The organism is Rhizobium grahamii CCGE 502 (genome assembly GCF_000298315.2).
GTDB lineage: Bacteria > Pseudomonadota > Alphaproteobacteria > Rhizobiales > Rhizobiaceae > Rhizobium > Rhizobium grahamii.
This window is the reverse complement of record NZ_AEYE02000014.1, coordinates 392279-409177: the sequence shown is the minus strand read 5'-3', so window position 1 is coordinate 409177 and position 16899 is coordinate 392279. Positions and strand designations below refer to the sequence as shown.

General features: G+C 60.1%; 19 protein-coding genes and 1 pseudogene. 14 read left to right on the top strand and 6 right to left on the bottom strand.

The window, feature by feature from the left end; translation table 11 throughout:
* Positions 1 to 33: 33 nt before the first annotated feature.
* Positions 34 to 1116 (bottom strand): hypothetical protein, encoded by a 1083-nt coding sequence (locus RGCCGE502_RS13830; protein WP_019279949.1) that lies wholly within the window; start codon positions 1114 to 1116, stop codon positions 34 to 36.
* A 72-nt stretch (positions 1117 to 1188) separates the two neighbouring features.
* On the opposite strand from RGCCGE502_RS13830, the pseudogene RGCCGE502_RS37935 reads away from it, so the two are divergent.
* Positions 1189 to 1291, top strand: a pseudogene (locus RGCCGE502_RS37935) (OsmC family protein); the annotation flags it as partial.
* A 20-nt stretch (positions 1292 to 1311) separates the two neighbouring features.
* Here RGCCGE502_RS37935 and RGCCGE502_RS13825 read toward each other — a convergent pair.
* Positions 1312 to 2334, bottom strand: coding sequence for an acyltransferase family protein (locus tag RGCCGE502_RS13825; protein WP_016554789.1), 1023 nt, complete (start codon positions 2332 to 2334; stop codon positions 1312 to 1314).
* A gap of 130 nt (positions 2335 to 2464) precedes the next feature.
* Positions 2465 to 3427, bottom strand: coding sequence for a hypothetical protein (locus RGCCGE502_RS13820; RefSeq protein WP_016554788.1), 963 nt, complete (start codon positions 3425 to 3427; stop codon positions 2465 to 2467).
* A gap of 218 nt (positions 3428 to 3645) precedes the next feature.
* On the opposite strand from RGCCGE502_RS13820, the gene RGCCGE502_RS13815 reads away from it, so the two are divergent.
* From RGCCGE502_RS13815 to map, 8 genes are all read left to right on the top strand, one after another.
* The gene (locus RGCCGE502_RS13815) at positions 3646 to 4416 is read left to right on the top strand and encodes an SDR family NAD(P)-dependent oxidoreductase (RefSeq protein ID WP_016554787.1); all 771 of its coding nucleotides are present in this window, start codon (positions 3646 to 3648) and stop codon (positions 4414 to 4416) included.
* A 231-nt stretch (positions 4417 to 4647) separates the two neighbouring features.
* The gene (locus RGCCGE502_RS13810; protein WP_016554786.1) at positions 4648 to 5577 is read left to right on the top strand and encodes an MYG1 family protein; all 930 of its coding nucleotides are present in this window, start codon (positions 4648 to 4650) and stop codon (positions 5575 to 5577) included.
* A gap of 198 nt (positions 5578 to 5775) precedes the next feature.
* Positions 5776 to 6150, top strand: a complete 375-nt coding sequence (locus RGCCGE502_RS13805) for a YciI family protein (RefSeq protein WP_016554785.1) — start codon at positions 5776 to 5778, stop codon at positions 6148 to 6150.
* A complete protein-coding gene (locus RGCCGE502_RS13800) occupies positions 6147 to 7406 on the top strand; it encodes an RNA polymerase sigma factor (protein ID WP_016554784.1) in 1260 nt (419 codons plus the stop codon). Before RGCCGE502_RS13805 ends, RGCCGE502_RS13800 begins: the two co-directional genes overlap by 4 nt.
* Positions 7407 to 7507: 101 nt before the next feature.
* Positions 7508 to 7975, top strand: coding sequence for an SRPBCC family protein (locus RGCCGE502_RS13795; protein WP_016554783.1), 468 nt, complete (start codon positions 7508 to 7510; stop codon positions 7973 to 7975).
* 29 nt (positions 7976 to 8004) lie between these two features.
* The gene (locus RGCCGE502_RS13790) at positions 8005 to 8421 is read left to right on the top strand and encodes a DoxX family protein (RefSeq protein WP_016554782.1); all 417 of its coding nucleotides are present in this window, start codon (positions 8005 to 8007) and stop codon (positions 8419 to 8421) included.
* Between the two features lie 151 nt (positions 8422 to 8572).
* On the top strand, positions 8573 to 9634 hold the full coding sequence (locus tag RGCCGE502_RS13785; RefSeq protein WP_016554781.1) for an LLM class flavin-dependent oxidoreductase: 1062 nt from the start codon (positions 8573 to 8575) through the stop codon (positions 9632 to 9634).
* Positions 9635 to 9739: 105 nt separating this feature from the next.
* Positions 9740 to 10498 carry a type I methionyl aminopeptidase gene (map, locus tag RGCCGE502_RS13780; protein WP_016554780.1) on the top strand — a complete coding sequence of 253 codons (759 nt, stop codon included), beginning with the start codon at positions 9740 to 9742 and terminating at the stop codon, positions 10496 to 10498.
* Positions 10499 to 10502: 4 nt separating this feature from the next.
* On the opposite strand, the gene RGCCGE502_RS13775 is transcribed toward map, so the two are convergent.
* The gene (locus tag RGCCGE502_RS13775; RefSeq protein ID WP_040674525.1) at positions 10503 to 11072 is read right to left on the bottom strand and encodes a PadR family transcriptional regulator; all 570 of its coding nucleotides are present in this window, start codon (positions 11070 to 11072) and stop codon (positions 10503 to 10505) included.
* A gap of 126 nt (positions 11073 to 11198) precedes the next feature.
* Between RGCCGE502_RS13775 and RGCCGE502_RS13770 the strand changes: the two genes are divergently transcribed.
* A complete protein-coding gene (locus tag RGCCGE502_RS13770; RefSeq protein ID WP_016554778.1) occupies positions 11199 to 12407 on the top strand; it encodes a YbfB/YjiJ family MFS transporter in 1209 nt (402 codons plus the stop codon).
* 124 nt (positions 12408 to 12531) lie between these two features.
* Complete coding sequence (bacA, locus tag RGCCGE502_RS13765; RefSeq protein WP_016554777.1) at positions 12532 to 13797, top strand: bacteroid development protein BacA; 1266 nt, start codon at positions 12532 to 12534, stop codon at positions 13795 to 13797.
* 131 nt (positions 13798 to 13928) lie between these two features.
* Here bacA and RGCCGE502_RS13760 read toward each other — a convergent pair whose 3' ends face one another.
* Together RGCCGE502_RS13760 and RGCCGE502_RS13755 are read right to left on the bottom strand one after the other, a co-directional pair.
* Positions 13929 to 14195, bottom strand: a complete 267-nt coding sequence (locus RGCCGE502_RS13760; protein ID WP_016554776.1) for a DUF2277 domain-containing protein — start codon at positions 14193 to 14195, stop codon at positions 13929 to 13931.
* Positions 14196 to 14406: 211 nt separating this feature from the next.
* On the bottom strand, positions 14407 to 15351 hold the full coding sequence (locus tag RGCCGE502_RS13755; RefSeq protein WP_244441700.1) for a polysaccharide deacetylase family protein: 945 nt from the start codon (positions 15349 to 15351) through the stop codon (positions 14407 to 14409).
* Here RGCCGE502_RS13755 and RGCCGE502_RS37930 point away from each other — a divergent pair.
* The 3 genes from RGCCGE502_RS37930 to RGCCGE502_RS13745 all read left to right on the top strand — a co-directional run bounded on the left by RGCCGE502_RS37930 (position 15238) and on the right by RGCCGE502_RS13745 (position 16895).
* The gene (locus RGCCGE502_RS37930) at positions 15238 to 15495 is read left to right on the top strand and encodes a hypothetical protein (protein ID WP_244441701.1); all 258 of its coding nucleotides are present in this window, start codon (positions 15238 to 15240) and stop codon (positions 15493 to 15495) included. The genes RGCCGE502_RS13755 and RGCCGE502_RS37930 overlap by 114 nt on opposite strands.
* A 27-nt stretch (positions 15496 to 15522) precedes the next feature.
* A complete protein-coding gene (locus tag RGCCGE502_RS13750; protein ID WP_016554774.1) occupies positions 15523 to 16107 on the top strand; it encodes an NnrU family protein in 585 nt (194 codons plus the stop codon).
* A gap of 104 nt (positions 16108 to 16211) precedes the next feature.
* On the top strand, positions 16212 to 16895 hold the full coding sequence (locus tag RGCCGE502_RS13745; RefSeq protein WP_016554773.1) for a tetratricopeptide repeat protein: 684 nt from the start codon (positions 16212 to 16214) through the stop codon (positions 16893 to 16895).
* The last annotated feature ends 4 nt before the right edge of the window (positions 16896 to 16899 follow it).

Below are 16899 nucleotides of genomic sequence, written 5' to 3'. Positions count from 1 at the left end.
GCGCGATCGTTTCCGGAGCAGGTAGGCGGGCGTCTATTCCCGTATTTCTCCGGTCGCCCGGCTTATGCGATGTTCCAGAAATGTCAGACGGTTCTCCCTGATGGCCTGCAGAGCCGACATGTCGCTGCCCGCTATTTTCAGGTGAGGCAAATGCTCTCTATAGACGAGCTCGAATATTGCGGCGCGCGTGTCCGGATCGACGGGGTTCGCCTCGTAGACAGGTAGGTCTGCGTGGATTGAAGGTTGGCCCGTGGCCCGGTCGATACGCGTGAAGTAGACCGGCTTGCTCTCGATCCGCGTGGTGGTTACCGCCATGTCGGCGCAGATTTCCAGAGCCTGCAGGACGGTGAACCTCTCCTGCCTTGCGGGCAGGACGAAGCGATGCACAATATCCATCGACCGGCCGCTGTCGCTCAAGTTGGCGATGATGGCGAGATCGCCCAGGCGAACCATGATTGTCTGCGTCTCGTGAACGGTTATAAGATCGAAGTCCTCGCGATAGCGGTCGTCGTCAATCGCCAGGATGACGACCGAACCGAGGACCTCCGGCGAAAGGTGTGCACCGGTGTAGGGAGAGCGGGCGAGGCAATGGATGTGATGGAGCGTCGTCCAGTCGGTATCCTTGTCCTGCATGACGGCCTTTACCCGCTGATCAGGGTTGATTGGGATGGCGCCGTCCTTGATCAGGAACTTCAGGAAGACCCAGGAAAGCCAGGTAAACAGCAGGCGTTGGCCGTTCTCGTCGAGAAGCCGCTGGAGCTTCGCATAGCCCCCTTGTGTCAGTTGCCGCACTGGCTGCTCGAGCTTCTTTCCAAGCAACGAATTGCAATCCTTGCAGCAAGGCATCGTATGGCCGCCGTACTGCCTGGCCTTGTAGTCATGCGGGAGAGTGATTTCCTTGTCGTAAAGGTCGTACTTGCGCAGGATCCATTTGGGCAGGACGTGTTCCCGATTGGCCACTTTGCCGTTGAGAGGTTCGCAGCAGATCAGGCACCTTGTCCTTTTGCTGACGAGATCGATGAAGGTGTCGGTATCGATGTAGACCTTGGGGTTATTCAGATGCGGTGAGGGCGTCATGTCCTTGTCTCCCGTCGGGTCGATGCGCACAATATGCACCGAGTTTCCGGCCACGTCGCCCTAAACTGCGGCGCGTTCGGACCGCCTGGAATTGGTAAGGTTGCGGTGACTGTGGAGTTACGGAATGTCGAGCGGTACGCAGGCGGCGCTGGGATGGGCCGGGTCGCATACCATTGTCGTCGATCGTCGTGACGGGAAAGCGGGCGGGCAGGGAAACGTGCTGCCTAGCTACGATCAAGCGGGAACGGCCTGCCGCTGTCGCCGCGTGGGTGGCGTATAGAGCCAGGCGGCGCCGCTGCGATCGGCGATCGCCCGGATCGCAAGCGAGAGACCGATCGCAAAGACGACCACCAGCGGCGCGGTGATGTAGCCACTTGCAGCGTTGCTTCCAACGATGGTGGCGACCATCGCGACTACAAGCGAGACGATCATGACATGGGTCACGTAGACGGGAAGCGTGTTGCGCCCGAAATAGGCGAAGGCGTGGCGCACCGGCTGCAGGCGCGACATCAGCACGGCCGTTCCGCACAGCCATGCGAGGCCAGCGATGGAAGAGGCCAACGCCCAAGTGCCTTTCTCGATGGCCTGCAGGCGCCAGCGCAGCCCGTAGAGCGCGGTGAAGAGGAGCAAGCCCGCGCAGGCGGTGAGCAGCGGCCGCTCCGTGATCGCGTTGACCACGGATTTTCCGTACCAGCAGCCGAAGAGAAAGAAGACGAAATACTGCAGTATGTTGCGATGGGTGAAGAGATCGATCGGCAGGTACTCGCCGAAGGTCAGGATCGATAGCAGTGCGGCGAGCGCCATTGCGGTCGGATGGTGGACGGAAGAAAGAAGTTTCGTCGTGATCATGAAGATGGCGAGCGCCCAGATGAACCAGATGCCGGTGTTCGGTGCCCACCACATTTCAAGCAATTGATAGGGATCGCTTCCTTCCGCCGGCACCAGGACATTGGTCTGGATGTAACGGAAGAACAGCCAGCGTGCCGTGCTCCAGACTGCGAAGAGATAGACGAGAAGCCAGATCTTGCGGCGCAGGAAGTCCCCCCATGGCGCACGCATGGCGGAGGCTGCGAGAAAGCCGGAGACCGTGAAAAACAACGGCATCCGGATCGGCGTCATGATGCCGCTCAGGCGGACATAAAGGTCGGGCGCGATGTTGTGGAAGTCGTGGTAGAGGAGGGTGTGGTAGATCACCACGAGAATGATGGACATACCCTTGGCGATATCCAGCCAATCGATGCGGGTTTTCTGCTGCAATGACCGCTCTCCGATTTGTGCAATGCAGCGAAATAAATAGGCCAAATACGTCGAAAACGAGGGGTGCGGCAAAAAATGCACCGCGTGGGTGCATTTTTGCGTCGTTAAATGCCGCCGCCCTTCGGCTGCATCAGCGGCGCAGCCACGGTGTTGAGGTGCTCCAGAAGATCACCTCGGCGCCGAGATAATCATCGGCGAAGGCGGTGAATTCCTCCTTGGTGAACGGTTTCTTCGTCTTCGGATTCTTGTAGGTCAAAGTCGGTTCCTGGACGGCGAGGCCGACGAAGGCTAGTTTGCCCTTGTACTTGTTGAAGAACGGATAGGAATTCTTCATCTGGCCCTTGCGGTAGGGAACGATATCCGGTCCGCCAAGGCCGACGCCATTCTTTGCCGCGAACTCGAAAAGCCGCCCCATGTAGTTGTGATCGTTTTCCCATTCGCAGGGCCAGAAATTGACGTATTGAACGACCTTGCTCTTGTTGAAGGCCTTGCGGGCGAGGGCGAGATTTTCCATCTCGCCCTGAAAGTAGGCGTCGCAGCTGTAGCCTTCCGGTTCGTGCTTCGGATCGAGATCGATCGCCGTCTCCGGCAGATTGACGCCGTAGACTTCGCCGTCGAACCTTGCTGCAAGGGCAGCCAGCAGCGCCTGGTAGCGTTGACGAACGGCGGGGTTCCATTGCTGCGCCACCCAGCCGGAGCCAACAGGCTTGTTCTCGCCCGGATTGTCGAATTGCGCGGTGATGCCGCCGCCATAGGCCTTGTCGGCGAGCAGATAGTCGGGGACGTTTCTGGCGTTCGGTTCAAAGAACCGATCCTGGATTTGGATGAAGAGCTTCTTGTTCAGACGCTTGATGGTCGCAAGATCGGCCTCGATTGCAGAGAAATCATATTGCCCTTTTGCCGTCTCGAGCTGGCGCCAGTTGTAGATGATCTGCACACCGCCGATATCGGGCCGGCTGATGAGTTTGATCACCCCTTCGAGATCGCCGGAGCTGGTGTAGATGAAGTTTTCGGGCGCAGAGGCCGCACTTGTCGTGTTGTGCAAGCAAAACAGAAGGGCACAGGCGACAAGCAGGCTGAGGTGAGTCTTCATTCTTGTCTCGACATTTCTCTGGGTTTTGCGCGAGAGGCCGAGCAATCCCGAGCAAAATGGGCGGCTTGATGGCGTCGGCGTGACGTTACTTGAAGCGAGGTTCATGTCCACAGCTGGGATCGCTTGTTGCCTGATGGACTGTTCTCAGCATGCGCGGAACATCTGGCATCCGCGCGCCGACGCTGCCATAAATGAGGTTCGTCGAGGGAGGCATTGTCATGCAGAAGAATGCGCCGGACTTCAGCCTTGCAGGCAAGGTGACTTTGGTGACGGGAGCGAGTCGTGGCATCGGTCGAGCCTGTGCCGCTGCCTGCGCCGCGGCAGGCTCCGATATTGTTTTGGGAGTACGGGATGTCGCTGCCTCGGCGGGCCTTGTTGCCGAACTGGAAGCTGCGGGACGAAAAGTTCTCCCCGTTCGACTGGAGATTCCCAATAAGGCCCATATCGCAGAAGCCGTCGACGCGGCGCTTGCCACGTTCGGTCGGATCGACGTACTCGTCAACAACGTCGGCGTGGCTCCGGGCAATCTCGCGGAACTCGTTGAGGAGAAAGACCTTGACGAGATACTCGACGTCAACATCAAGGGCACATTTTTGATGACGCAGGCAGTCGGTCGTCACATGATCGAGCGCAATGAGGGGCGGATCATCAATATCAGCTCACAGGCCGGTACTGTGGCGCTACGCGGCGAGGCAATCTATTGCATGAGCAAGGCGGCAATCAATCACCTCACACGCTGCCTTGCAGCCGAATGGGCACGCTACAATGTCACCGTAAATACCGTGTCGCCGACGTTCATCCACACGGATGGTACAGCACCGTTCTTGTCCGACACCGACAATCGCAAGGCGACGCTCGATCACATTCCGCTCGGCCGGATCGGTGAAACCGATGATGTCGTGGGCGCCGTCGTCTTCCTTGCATCGCCGGCTGCGAGCCTGATCACCGGAGCGAACCTTTTAGTGGATGGTGGATGGTCCGTCGCCTGAGACCCGGGGCGCCTCACAGCCAAGCCTTCATCAGGCAATAGAGAGTCGCCTTCCGGCCCCGATATGGAAAGGAATGCGTCCCCGGGTAATCCCGCGCAAACAAAAAACCTCAAGAGGCCGTTCCAGGATCAAAGCAAGAGTCGGACCAAGATGGGTTGAGATAGCCACCAGCAAGGGGTATGTGCTGCCGACCGCAAGCGGCTTCCGCAGAACAACAAGGCGCATCCTGGCATGACTCCAGATTTTCTCGTCACTCATTCCGGTGGCTTCCATGCCGATGAAGTGCTGTCGAGTGTCATCCTGACCCGGCTCTTCCCGCAGGCCCGTGTGATCCGGAGCAGGGCGCCGGAGTGGATCAAACCGGCCTCCGATCGGATCATCTATGACGTCGGTGGTGCGTATGATGCCTCTCAGGGCATCTTCGACCACCATCAGCGTGGCGCACCTTTGCGCGATGATGGACAGCCCTACAGCTCGTTCGGCCTGATTTGGAAGCACTACGGTCGCGACTACCTTGTTGCAACAGGCATTCCCGAAGCTCACGTCGAGGCATTGCATGCCTCGTTCGATCTCGCCTTCGTGCTGCCTATCGACCTGACGGACAACGGTGCCCTCAGCCCGTCTGGGCCGTTGGCCGGACTGACGCTGCCGGCTTTGCTCGAAACTTTGAAGCCGGTGTTCGACGACACCGATCCGGATGCCGATGATCGGAGATTTCAGGACGCCGTCGCGATCGCCCGCAGTTTCGTCGAGGCAAAGATCGCCCAAAGCGCTGCCAAATTGCGGGCGGAGACACTTGTCCTTCAGGCCATCGAGCGCACGGGGCAGGGCCGCGTTCTCGAGCTCCCGATGGGAATGCCTTTCCGCCCGGCGATCGTCAAGGCGGGCGCCGATCACCTTCTGCTTGTCGTTCACCCGCGAGAAAAGGACTGGTGTGTTACCGGGATTCGTCGTGGAGACGAGGGGTTTGAGCTTCGCGCGGATCTGCCGGCGGCCTGGGCCGGCCTGACAAACCACGACCTCGAAGCTGTCTGCGGCGTCGAGGGCGCAACCTTCTGTCACAACGGCCGCTTCGTGGCGGCTGCCCGGACTCGCGAGGCCGCATTGGCGATGGCCGAGTTGGCCGTGCAGGAGGCCCTTGCGGTCGGAGCCGCCAGCTGAGACAGGCCTGAAAGGGCTCGCTCTGACAGATGTCTGCCACAACGGCCGCGCAGTGCGTGGCCGTTTGTTTGGCTTGTGCTTCGCTGGCCGCCTTCAGTCGCCGCACGTTTAGCCATCTCCTTCTTCAAGTTGTATTTTTTTGCTGCGTCCTGTCGGATGTCGCGCTACTCCTTCGTCATTCGGGAAGAGGAGTAAGAGATGCTTTATGCAATCCTTTGTTATGCCAATGAAGAAACCGTGTTCTCCTGGACCAAGGAGGAGGAGGACGCCGTGATGGCGAAGCTCTATGCCGTCCAGGCACCCCTGGCCGAGCGTGGCAAGCTTGGTCCAGTCGGTCGGCTGATGCCGACGACGGCGGCGACCACCGTGCGCAAGGGCAAGGAGGAACCGCTCGTTCTCGACGGTCCCTTCGCGGAAACAAAGGAAGCGCTCCTCGGCTTTTACGTGGTTGATTTCGATACTCTGGAGGAGGCTGTTGCCTTTTCGAAAGAGCTGTCTTCGGTCAATCCGGGTTCGACCTCTTACGAAATTCGGCCGTTCTACGTGTTCCGGCCCGGAGACTCTTCGACATGACAGACATTGCCTGGATCGACGTGACGCTTGCTTCGGCCCGGCCGAAGGCGCTTGGCGCGCTGCTCAGATACTTCCGCGATCTTGATATCGCGGAGGAGGCCTTTCAGGAGGCCTGCCTGCGCGCCATCCGCACCTGGCCGGACAAGGGGCCGCCGCGCGATCCGACGGCATGGCTGATCTTCGTCGGCCGCAACAGCGGCATCGACGCCGTCCGCAAGCGTTCGAAGACGCAAGCACTTCCGGACGAGGAGCTGATCTCCGACACCAGTGACGCCGAAAGCGATATCGCCGAACGGCTCGACGATTCCAACTATCGCGACGATATCCTGCGACTGCTGTTCATCTGCTGCCATCCGGATCTGCCGGCCACGCAACAGATCGCACTGGCGCTCCGCATCGTCTCCGGACTTACCGTGCAGCAGATCGCGCGGGCCTTCCTCGTCGGGGAAAGCGCGATGGAGCAGCGGATCACGCGGGCCAAGGCGCGCGTCGCCAAGGCTGGTGTGCCCTTCGAGACGCCGGATGCGCAAGAGCGCGCCGAGCGACTCTCGATCGTCAGCACGATGATCTACCTCATCTTCAACGAGGGCTACAGCCAAGCCGATCCGAAGCACGAAGCCTGCGCCTTCAGCGACGAGGCAATCCGCCTTGCACGGCTTCTGCTGCGCATTTTCCCCGGCGAGCCGGAGCTGATGGGTCTGTTGGCGCTGATGCTGCTGCAGATCTCGCGGCGCCAAGCGCGCTTTAATGGTGAAAACGATATCGTATTGCTCGAGGATCAGGATCGTTCGCTGTGGAACCGCGAGCTGATCAACGAGGCGCTGGCACTGCTCGACAAGGCGATCCGTCATCGCCAACCCGGCCCCTACCAGCTGCAGGCGGCCATTGCCGCGCTGCATTCGCGCGCCAAGCGCGCCGAGGACACGGATTGGGAGGAGATCGAGCTGCTCTATCGGGCGCTCGAGCGCATCCAGCCGTCGCCTGTCATTACGCTCAACCGCGCCGTTGCCGTCTCCAAGCTCAGGGGGCCGGAAGAGGCGCTGGCGCTTGTCGAAACGCTTGGCGAAAAGCTCGACCGCTATTTCTACTATCACGGCCTGCGTGGCGGCCTGCTGAAGCAGCTCGGTCGGGCCCGCGAGGCGCACGAAGCCTTTGATCGCGCCATCGCGCTGGCGCACTCGGCAGCGGAAGCCGCGCATATCCGCCAGCAGATCGACAGCCTCGCCCATGGTGCTGCGCAGCCGATCGCAAAGTAATTCTCAAGATAATCGCACCGGGTTGTCGGAACCGGAAGACCTCTCACGTCCTTGTAACAACCTGATAGAAAACAGGTTTCGTTCAACAGGAGAATGCTGAAATGACCGGGGAAGCTCAACACGAACTGGTTCTCGTGCGTGAATTCGATGCCCCGCGCGAGAAAATTTTCAAAGCCTGGACCGATCCTGTTCTGATGAAGGAATGGTTCGTGCCACGCCCCTGGAGCATTGCTGACGCGCAGATCGATGCACGGCCGGGCGGCTCGAACCTCATCGTCATGCGGAGCCCCGAGGGCCAGGAGTTCCCCAACCGCGGCGTTTATCTCGAGATCGTCGAAAACGAAAAGATCGTCTTCACCGACGCCTTCACGAGTTCCTGGGTTCCGTCCGAAAAGCCGTTCTTCGTCGGCATCATCCTGCTTGAAGACCTGGGCAACGGGCGGACGAAATACACCGCCAAGGCGAGACACTGGACGGCGGCCGACAAGGAGCAGCACGAGCAGATGGGCTTCCACGAGGGCTGGGGCAAATGCGCCGATCAGCTCGCCGAGTTGCTTCCCAGGATCTGAAATCGGAATCGAAACAGGGGGATCGAGCTATGTCTGCAATTGTTGATTCAACTGCCGGGGTTCCGCGCTGGCAGACCGTCACCGGCATTGTCATGAGCGGGTTGATCGTGGCCTTTCTCATTTTCGACGGGGCGATCAAGCTGGTGCCGATCGCGCCGGTCACGGAAACGATGGCTGCGCTCGGCTACTCCGGCGATCCGATGCTAGCTCGCGGTCTCGGTGTCGTGACCCTGTTATGCGCGTTGCTCTACGCCATTCCGCGGACGTCGGTGCTGGGGGCGATCCTGCTCACCGGTTTGCTCGGCGGCGCCATCGCCACGCATCTCCGCGTCGGGAGCCCGATCTTTTCGCACCTGCTGTTCGGCGTCTATCTCGGGCTGATTGCCTGGGGCGGGCTTTATCTCAGATACGAGGCCGTTCGGAAAATGATTCCGCTCAAGCTTTGAAGTTGTTGATTTCAGGATCTAAGTTCGCCGCGATGCCAAGTCGCGGCGGTACTGCTTATCGATATTTTCGAACGATCGGTTCCAGAATTTGTATTTGCGCTGAGGCCGCTCCATCCTTATCTCCATCTTTAGATTCAACGGGATGCGAGCCATGGAATTAGGCCTCTACACCTTTGCCGACGTGAACCCGAATCCCAGCCGTAGCAAGGGTGAGGAAGGGGCAGAACGACTGAAGCATCTGCTTGAGGAAATCGAGCTCGCCGACCAGGTCGGGCTCGATGTCTTCGGGTTGGGCGAGCATCACAGGCCCGACTATGCGGCCTCCGCTCCCGCCGTCGCGCTGGCTGCGGCTGCCGTGAAAACCAGGAACATCCGCCTGACCAGCGCCGTGACGGTCTTGAGCTCGGACGATCCGGTTCGGGTCTTCCAGCAGTTCGCGACACTCGATCTGCTGTCCAATGGTCGCGCCGAGATCATGGCGGGGCGGGGTTCATTCATCGAGTCGTTCCCGCTCTTCGGCTACAATCTGGAGGATTACGATCAGCTGTTCGAGGAAAAGCTCGACTTGCTGATGGCGCTCCGCGATCAGGAAACCGTCACGTGGTCGGGGGAACTGCGTGCCCCTCTCAATGGGCGTGGCGTCTACCCCCGTCCGCTGCAGGACCCGTTGCCCCTGTGGATTGCCGTCGGCGGCACGCCGCAATCGGTTGCCCGCGCCGGCGCTATGGGCTTGCCGGTAGCACTGGCGATCATCGGCGGCGAGCCACGCCGTTTCGCGCCGTTGTTCGATCTCTACCGTGAGGCCGCTCGGCGGGCAGGGCAGGAGGCATCGAAGCTCAAAACCAGCATCAACGTGCACGGGTTCATCGCGGACACAACGGATGCCGCCGCAGATCAGTTTTACGGTCCGCAGGCCGAGGTCATGAACCGGATCGGCCGCGAGCGCGGCTGGGGGCCGACGAACCGGGCGCACTTCGACATGTCGCGCGGACCGAACGGCGCACTCTTCGTGGGCGAGCCGGAACTGGTGGCCGAGAAGATCATCGCGCATCATCGGCTGTTCAAGAACGACCGCTTTCTGCTGCAGATGGCGATCGGCCTCATGCCCCACGACCAGATCATGCGCGGCATCGAGCTGTACGGCACGAAAGTCGCCCCGATCGTCAGAAAGGCATTGACTGAAAGCGGCGAAGGGGCGAAAGCCACCGCCTGAAATTGGAGCATGATGCCGTAAAGGATGAATTGGATTCCGAACGCCGTCATGCTCTCATCTGATCGAGAGCCGGTCGACCGGCCGCAGAGGGCCGGATAGTCATTCATGATCATCGAAAGCGAAGACGAACTCCTCAAGCTCAAGGAAGTCGGCCGGATCTGCGCCAATGCCTTGCAGGTGATGAGCACATCGCTCGAACCGGGCATTACGACACTGGAGCTCGACCAGATCGGGCGGAAGGTGCTCGAGGACGCCGGAGCGCGCTCAGCACCCGAACTTTGCTACCAGTTTCCCGGTGCAACCTGCATCAGCGTCAACGAGGAAATTGCCCACGGTATTCCGGGCTCGCGTGTCATCCGCCCCGGTGATTTGGTCAATATCGACGTCTCTGCCGAGAAGGACGGGTTCTTTTCCGACACCGGCGCGTCGTTCAGCCTGCCGCCGCACAAGTCGAAGATCGAGAAGCTCTGTCGCGATGGCAAGAGGGCGCTGTGGGTTGGCCTCAACCAGGTGAAACCGGGGGAACCGCTCGCCAAGATTGGCCAGGCGGTCGGCGCCTTTGCGCTGAAAAATCGCTATACCCTTGTCGCCAATCTGGCCAGCCACGGGATCGGCCGTTCGCTGCACGAAGAGCCGTCCGAGCTTTCGACCTGGCCGGATCCATCCGAGAAGCGGATGATTACGGAAGGCCTTGTCTTCACAGTCGAGCCATTCCTCTCGCTTGGGGCCACATGGGCGGAGGGAGGCGACGACGCCTGGACACTCTACGCGGACCCGGAGGCTCCGACCGTGCAATATGAGCACACGGTCGTCGCCACGCGAAATGGTCCGCTTATCCTGACGCTGCCGGAAGGCGGCGCCTGAGGCTTCATTCGCCCGAACGTCCTCCGGCAAGAATCTCGCCGGCAGCGCGCTCCAGAATGCCGGCAATGCGTTTGGCCTCGTCCTTCGACCAGGGATAGCGCAGCCGGAGCGCCGATTTCAGCAGCATGCGGGCTGCTCCGACCTCGCTCTTGTCTTCCGGGAAACCGTCCTCGTCCCGATCGCCATTGCGGCTTTCCGGGTCGAAGATCTTGCGCACATGCGCCATCTTCGCGCCGATCTTCTCGAGCTTTCCAAGCGTCATGTCGATCATCGACTGGTTTTCTTCGACAAGCCTGCGGCCGCTCTCCGTGATGCGGTAGAGCTTCTTGGTGCCTTCGCTCTCGACGTCGGCAAGACCGGTTTCTTCCAGGTAAGTCAGCGCCGGATAGATCACGCCGGGGCTCGGAACATAGAAGCCACCCGAACGCTCTTCCAGGAGCTTGATCAGCTCGTAGCCATGGCGTGGCTGTTCCACCAGCAGGGCCAGGATTACCAGTTGCAGGTCGCCCGACGCAAATTTCCGCCCCATGCGAAAACCGCCGCCGCCCATCATGCCGCCTCTAAAACCTCTCATAGGTCACTCCTTTGATATATCTTCACTATGTCGTAAAACATATATCGTAAGATAACCGCTTTCAAGGGGTGCGGCATGATTTCGTGCGATTGATCGTTCGATCAGAAATTCTCGATTGTCGGCGCCATGCTGCAGCGCGATAAGCATTCCATGTTGGCACGCAATGAAACCGTCCCCGAAAATCTGTTTCGAACCGGCCTCGCAGGCGCGATCGCCATGGCCGCCGCCATGGGCTTCGGCCGCTTTTCCTACACCCCGATCCTGCCGAGTATGATCAGCGGCGTGCCGCTGTCCGCCGCCGATGCCGGCTTCATCGCCTCGGCGAATTTCGTCGGCTATCTCGTCGGCGCGGTTCTCGCCGCCTATGGCTGGGCGACAGGACGCGAGCGCAAGGTCGCGCTTCTTGCTCTTGCGGTAACGGCGTTGCTGCTTGCCGCCATGGCGATGACGACATCGGTCATGGTTTTTGCAGTCATTCGCTTCCTCGCCGGCGTAGCGAGTGCCTTTGCCCTTGTCTTCAGCTCGCAGATCGTGCTCAGCCACGGAGCAATGGCCGGAAACGACCATGTCCAGGCGGCGCATTTCGGCGGTCCGGGCGCCGGCATCGCGCTCTCGTCGGTGATGGTGTTGCTGGTCGGGCTGCTGTTTAGCGGAAGCGCAGACGCCTGGCGGGCATCCTGGATCGGCGGCGCGATCTATTCGACGGTCAGCCTGGTGGCAGTCTGGTGGCTATTGCCGACAGGCCCGGCGGCAGCCGCGCAGACCGGCAAGGAGCCGAAGATCGCTTGGAGCCTGCCGATGATCCTCGTGACGGCGTCTTATGGCCTGTTCGGGTTCGGATATGTGATCACCGGCACGTTTCTGGTTACGATCGCCCGCATGGATGCTGCCGGCCCGATCATTGAATTTCTTTGCTGGTTTATCGCCGGATTGACTGCTTCGGTGGCGCTTTTCGCCTGGAAGCCCTTCGTCCGCCCGCTCGGGTTGGGGTGGGTCTACGTGGCTGCGCTCCTCATCGAGGCAGTTGGTGTGCTGGCGACCGTTCTCTTGCCGCATTCGGTGGCGCCGCTGATCGGTGGTGCGCTGTTTGGTGCAACTTTCCTCGCGATCACTGCTTATGGCCTGCAGATCGGTCGCAAGCTATCCCCGGCGAGCCCGCGCAGGATCCTTGCGACGATGACGGCCGCATTTGGCGTCGGGCAGATCATCGGCCCCGTTATCGCAGGCTGGATGGCGGAGCGGACCGGAAGTTTTACGACGCCCACATATGCCGCCGCGGGGGCTTTGCTGGTGTGCGCAATGCTGGTGATACCGGTCGTCAAGAAGCTGTCATAGCGCGTTACAAGTGCGTAACAATGGGGAGAGGCCATTGCCGCTCTTCGCGAACTGCCGTAGTTTTCGCCGCAATTGGTCTGTTTAGAGACTCCGAAGACTCCAGTTCAGGAAAGCAAGCTCTCCCGTGTTCGTATCGTATTTCCCCAAGCCCAGGCTCTTCTTTATCTCAGCTGTTGCTTGGGCGCTTCTTGCCGTTCTCTTTTGGTATTTCGTAGGATCCGGCCTCGGCGCAATCGTTGGCTTGCCGCCGCTGGCGGCGGGCGAGGAATCTCCGATCGGTGTCTCGGTCTTCTGGTCGGCGCCGTTCCTTTGGTTCTACATCTACTACACGGTGGCTGTCGCCCTCTTTGCCGCTTTCTGGTTTACCTACAGCCCGCATCGCTGGCAGATGTGGTCGGTGCTGGGTTCGGCGCTGATCATCTTCAACACGTATTTTTCGGTTCAGGTCAGCGTCGCGATCAACGCATGGTACGGGCCGTTCTATGATCTGATCCAGCAGGCGCTCGCGAAGACGGCACCTGTCACCGCGTCGCAACTCTATCTCGGCATGCTTGGCTTTGCCGGCATTGCCTTCGTGGCGATCACCGTTGGCGTGCTCAATCTGTTCTTCGTCAGCCACTGGATCTTCCGCTGGCGCACGGCAATGAACGAATACTACATGGCGCATTGGCCGAAGCTCCGGCACATCGAAGGCGCTTCGCAGCGCGTTCAGGAAGACACGATGCGCTTCTCCTCAACGGTGGAAAGCCTTGGCGTCAGCCTGGTCAGTTCGGTCATGACGCTGATTGCCTTCCTGCCGGTGCTGTTCAAAATTGGCACCAACATCACGGAACTGCCGCTGATCGGCGAAGTGCCGCATGCGCTGGTCTGGGCCGCACTGTTCTGGTCGATCTTCGGGACGGTTTTCCTTGGTCTGGTCGGTATCAAGCTGCCTGGCCTCGAGTTCCGCAATCAGCGCGTGGAAGCGTCCTACCGCAAGGAACTCGTCTATGGCGAAGACCATGCTGACCGCGCGACGCCGCCGACCGTGGCTGAGCTTTTCGCCAACGTGCGCCGCAACTATTTCCGGCTCTATTTCCACTACATGTATTTCAACGTCGCCCGCATTTTCTACCTGCAGGCCGACAATCTGTTCAGCCTGATCGTGCTGGTGCCATCGATCGTCGCCGGCAAGCTGACGCTCGGCCTGATGACGCAGATCAACAACGTTTTTGATCAGGTGCGCGGCTCGTTCCAGTATCTCGTCAACTCGTGGACGACGATCGTCGAGCTGTTGTCGATCTACAAGCGTCTGCGCACCTTCGAATCCGCGATCGATGGTGAGCCGTTGCCGGATATCGATCAACGCTATCTGGAGCGTGAGGCGGGTATCATCCACGCCGACGGCTAGTGCCTTCGGCTGGAGTATCCAGCCCGCGGCCATCGCCATGCTCTGGCGATGGCTTTCACGGCGACTTGAGCGGCGGTTAGTCACTTGCCCGACGTGTGGGACTGAGACCTTCTGCGTGTGATGGGTTTTGCCTACGCGAACCGCATCGCGGTTCTGGCCCGCGCTTTTGCTGCGACTTCCTCGCGATCACGAGGAGGTTGGGACGTTTCCAGTGAATTGAGCAGTTCTTGGGCGCATTTCGTGATCGAATTGACTGCGCGCTCGAACGCGACCTCGTTGCGTTTCGATGGCTTGGTCGTTCCGCTCAATTTCCGCACGAACTGGAGCGCCGCATCATGGATCTCCTCATCTGTGGCAGGCGGATCGAAATTGAACAGGGGTTTGATGTTTCGGCACATGATTTGCTCCTGGTCTGCTTCTCGCTGCCACTGAGAAGAGTGGCGTCGCTAAAAAGTAGTCGCGCCGGCACTAATTGCAAACGCACCAGAGACGAGCAACCGTGCACCGCAGGAGCAGGTTGCACTTCGGTACTGGTGGATACGACCCAGCGAAAACACCGCGCGTTCAATTGCCCACCCTGAGCAATGGCGAGCGAACGGCAACGCTCGCCTACAGACCCGAGGTTTGCGTCTGCTCCTGCAGCTTGCCGCGCGCCTCGATGATCGGGATCGCCTCGGAATAGCTGACGCATGCGACGTCGGCACGATGGCAGACATCGCTGACAAGTCGGTCGAGCGCGCGCCAGTAGGCGCCGCCGTTCATCTCGACGAAATGGAAACCGAGCTGCAGCGGAATGCGGTTGCCGGTGTATTGTTTGTCGAAGGCTTCCTTGAAGGCGGCGTAGGAGCGGTCTTCGAATGCCTTCGAATCGGCCTTGTCCTCGGTGCCGTTGGAGTGGCGGACGAAAAGGTTGTAGTCCATGCCGATGATCGGCTTCTCGCGGGGGCCCTCAGGAATGAGAGGTAGGCCGAAACGGACGATGTCGGCCTCTTCGACCGGCATGGCGGGACCCTTGGTCACGAGGCTTGCGTCATAGGTGAAGCCGGCCTTCTTCTCCGCAGCGATCATGTCGGCGCCCGGCGTTGCCGAGAGGTAAGGGGCGCGGAAGCCGCGGATGCCATGATCGACCAGATCCTGCCAGCCTTTCGGCTCTTCAAGGTCGACGCTTTTCCAGGCGTTCCGCAGCGTGGCGTGGAAAGTCGCGAACTCCTTGCGCCAGTCGGCTTCGCTCCACTGCCGCCCGTCGAAATGGCCACAGGCATGGCTCGAAATATCGTGGCCCTCGAGATGGGCATGCCAGATATTGCCCAGCCGCTCGCGGATCTCGTCGTCGCTCTGGGCGAAGCCGACGTTGGATTTGCCCATTTTCTGATGCGGCGCCTGATAGGCTTTCTTAGCGGCCTGGTTCATCAGGAAGGTGCAGGAGAGGAAATAGGTGAAATGCGCACCGTTCTTTGCCGCCATCTCACGACTCTTCTGCCAGAGCGCGTTATCGTGCGCACCGTCAAACGAGATAATCACCAGCTGCTTTGGCTGATCGCCGGCACTCGCCACGCTTGGGACGAACAAGGAAAGAGCGAGGGAGGCTTTAAAAAGGGAGCGAAACATGGGCACCGCGACAATTTGTTTGCGGCTTTCCTGTTACAGAAATGCGGCGAAGCTGCGGTGGTGCTGGCGTTTTTCTGTCAGCCCAGCTAAGTCTCGGAAAACGCACAGGAGATCGTCATGGCATTGCTCATCGCCGGCATCATTATTTTCCTCGGGCTTCATCTTATCCGTGTGATCGCCCCCGACCTTCGTCAGTCCATGATCGACAGGCTCGGCGAGAACGGTTGGAAGGGCGTCTATTCGGTCCTCAGTATCTTATCGCTCATCCTGTTGATCTACGGCTTCGGTCAGGCCCGTCAGGTGACCGGCGTGCTTTACACCCCACCGGTCTGGATGGCGCATATCGCCGTTACGCTGATGCTGATCGCCCTTATCTGTCTGGTCGCCTCGCTGCTGCCGGCGGGGCGCATTGCGGTGAAGACGAAGCATCCGATGGTTCTGTCGGTGAAGATCTGGGCCTTCGCACATCTCCTGGCCAACGGCGAGACCTCTTCTGTGCTGTTATTCGGCGCCTTTCTTGCGTGGGGCGTCATCCTGCGAATTGCGCTCAAGCGCCGCGAGCGCGCCGGCGGACTGACGCTCCGTCCCTTCGTCTCGGGGAAGTACGATCTCTATGCTGCGATCATCGGTGTGGTTGTCTGGGCGCTCATCACGTTCAAGCTGCACGAGTTGTTGATCGGTGTAGCCCCGATCGCTATGTGACGAATCTTTTCAATCCCCCTTACAACTGCTGAAAAATGGGGTAGAAGGCCCCACAATGTGCGTGCAACCCGCATGCCGAAGCATATCCGCGGCCGGAGACGAGAATGGCATTCAACGACGACAGCTTCATTCGTGAAGTCAATGAGGAACTGCGTTCCGACCAGGTGAAGGGCGCGTGGCGCCGGTTTGGTCGCTACCTGATTGCGCTCGCCGTCCTGATCGTGCTCGGTACCATCGGCTACAAGGTCTACGAATACTGGGACGACAACCAGTCCTCCGGCACGGGTGACAAGTTCATCGCCGCGATGAAGCTTGCCGACGAGAACAAGAACGACGAGGCGCTGGCAGCGCTCGAGACGTTGGAAAAGGAAGGACATGGTGCCTATCCGATCCTTGCCCGCCTGCGTGCTGCAAGCGTTCTGGCCCAGAAGGGCGACACGGCTGGCGCCGTTGCTGCCTTCGATTTGATCGGCAAGGACAACGCTGCTCCGGCAGCCGTGCGCGATGCCGCCAAGATACGCGCCGGATGGCTGCTGATCGAAGGCGGCACCTACGACCAGGTTTCCGCCCATGTCGAGGAAATGGCTGTTCCCGGTAATGCCTTCCGTCACTCCGCCCGCGAAGCGCTCGGCCTTGCCGCCTACAAGGCTGGCAACATCGCCCAGGCTCGCCAATGGTACCAGGCAATTGCCGACGATGCGCAGAGCCCGCGCAATGTTGCCAATCGTGCCCAGATGATGCTTGATAACATCACCGCATCCGGCAAGGCGCCCGCCGCACAGGGCTGAATGT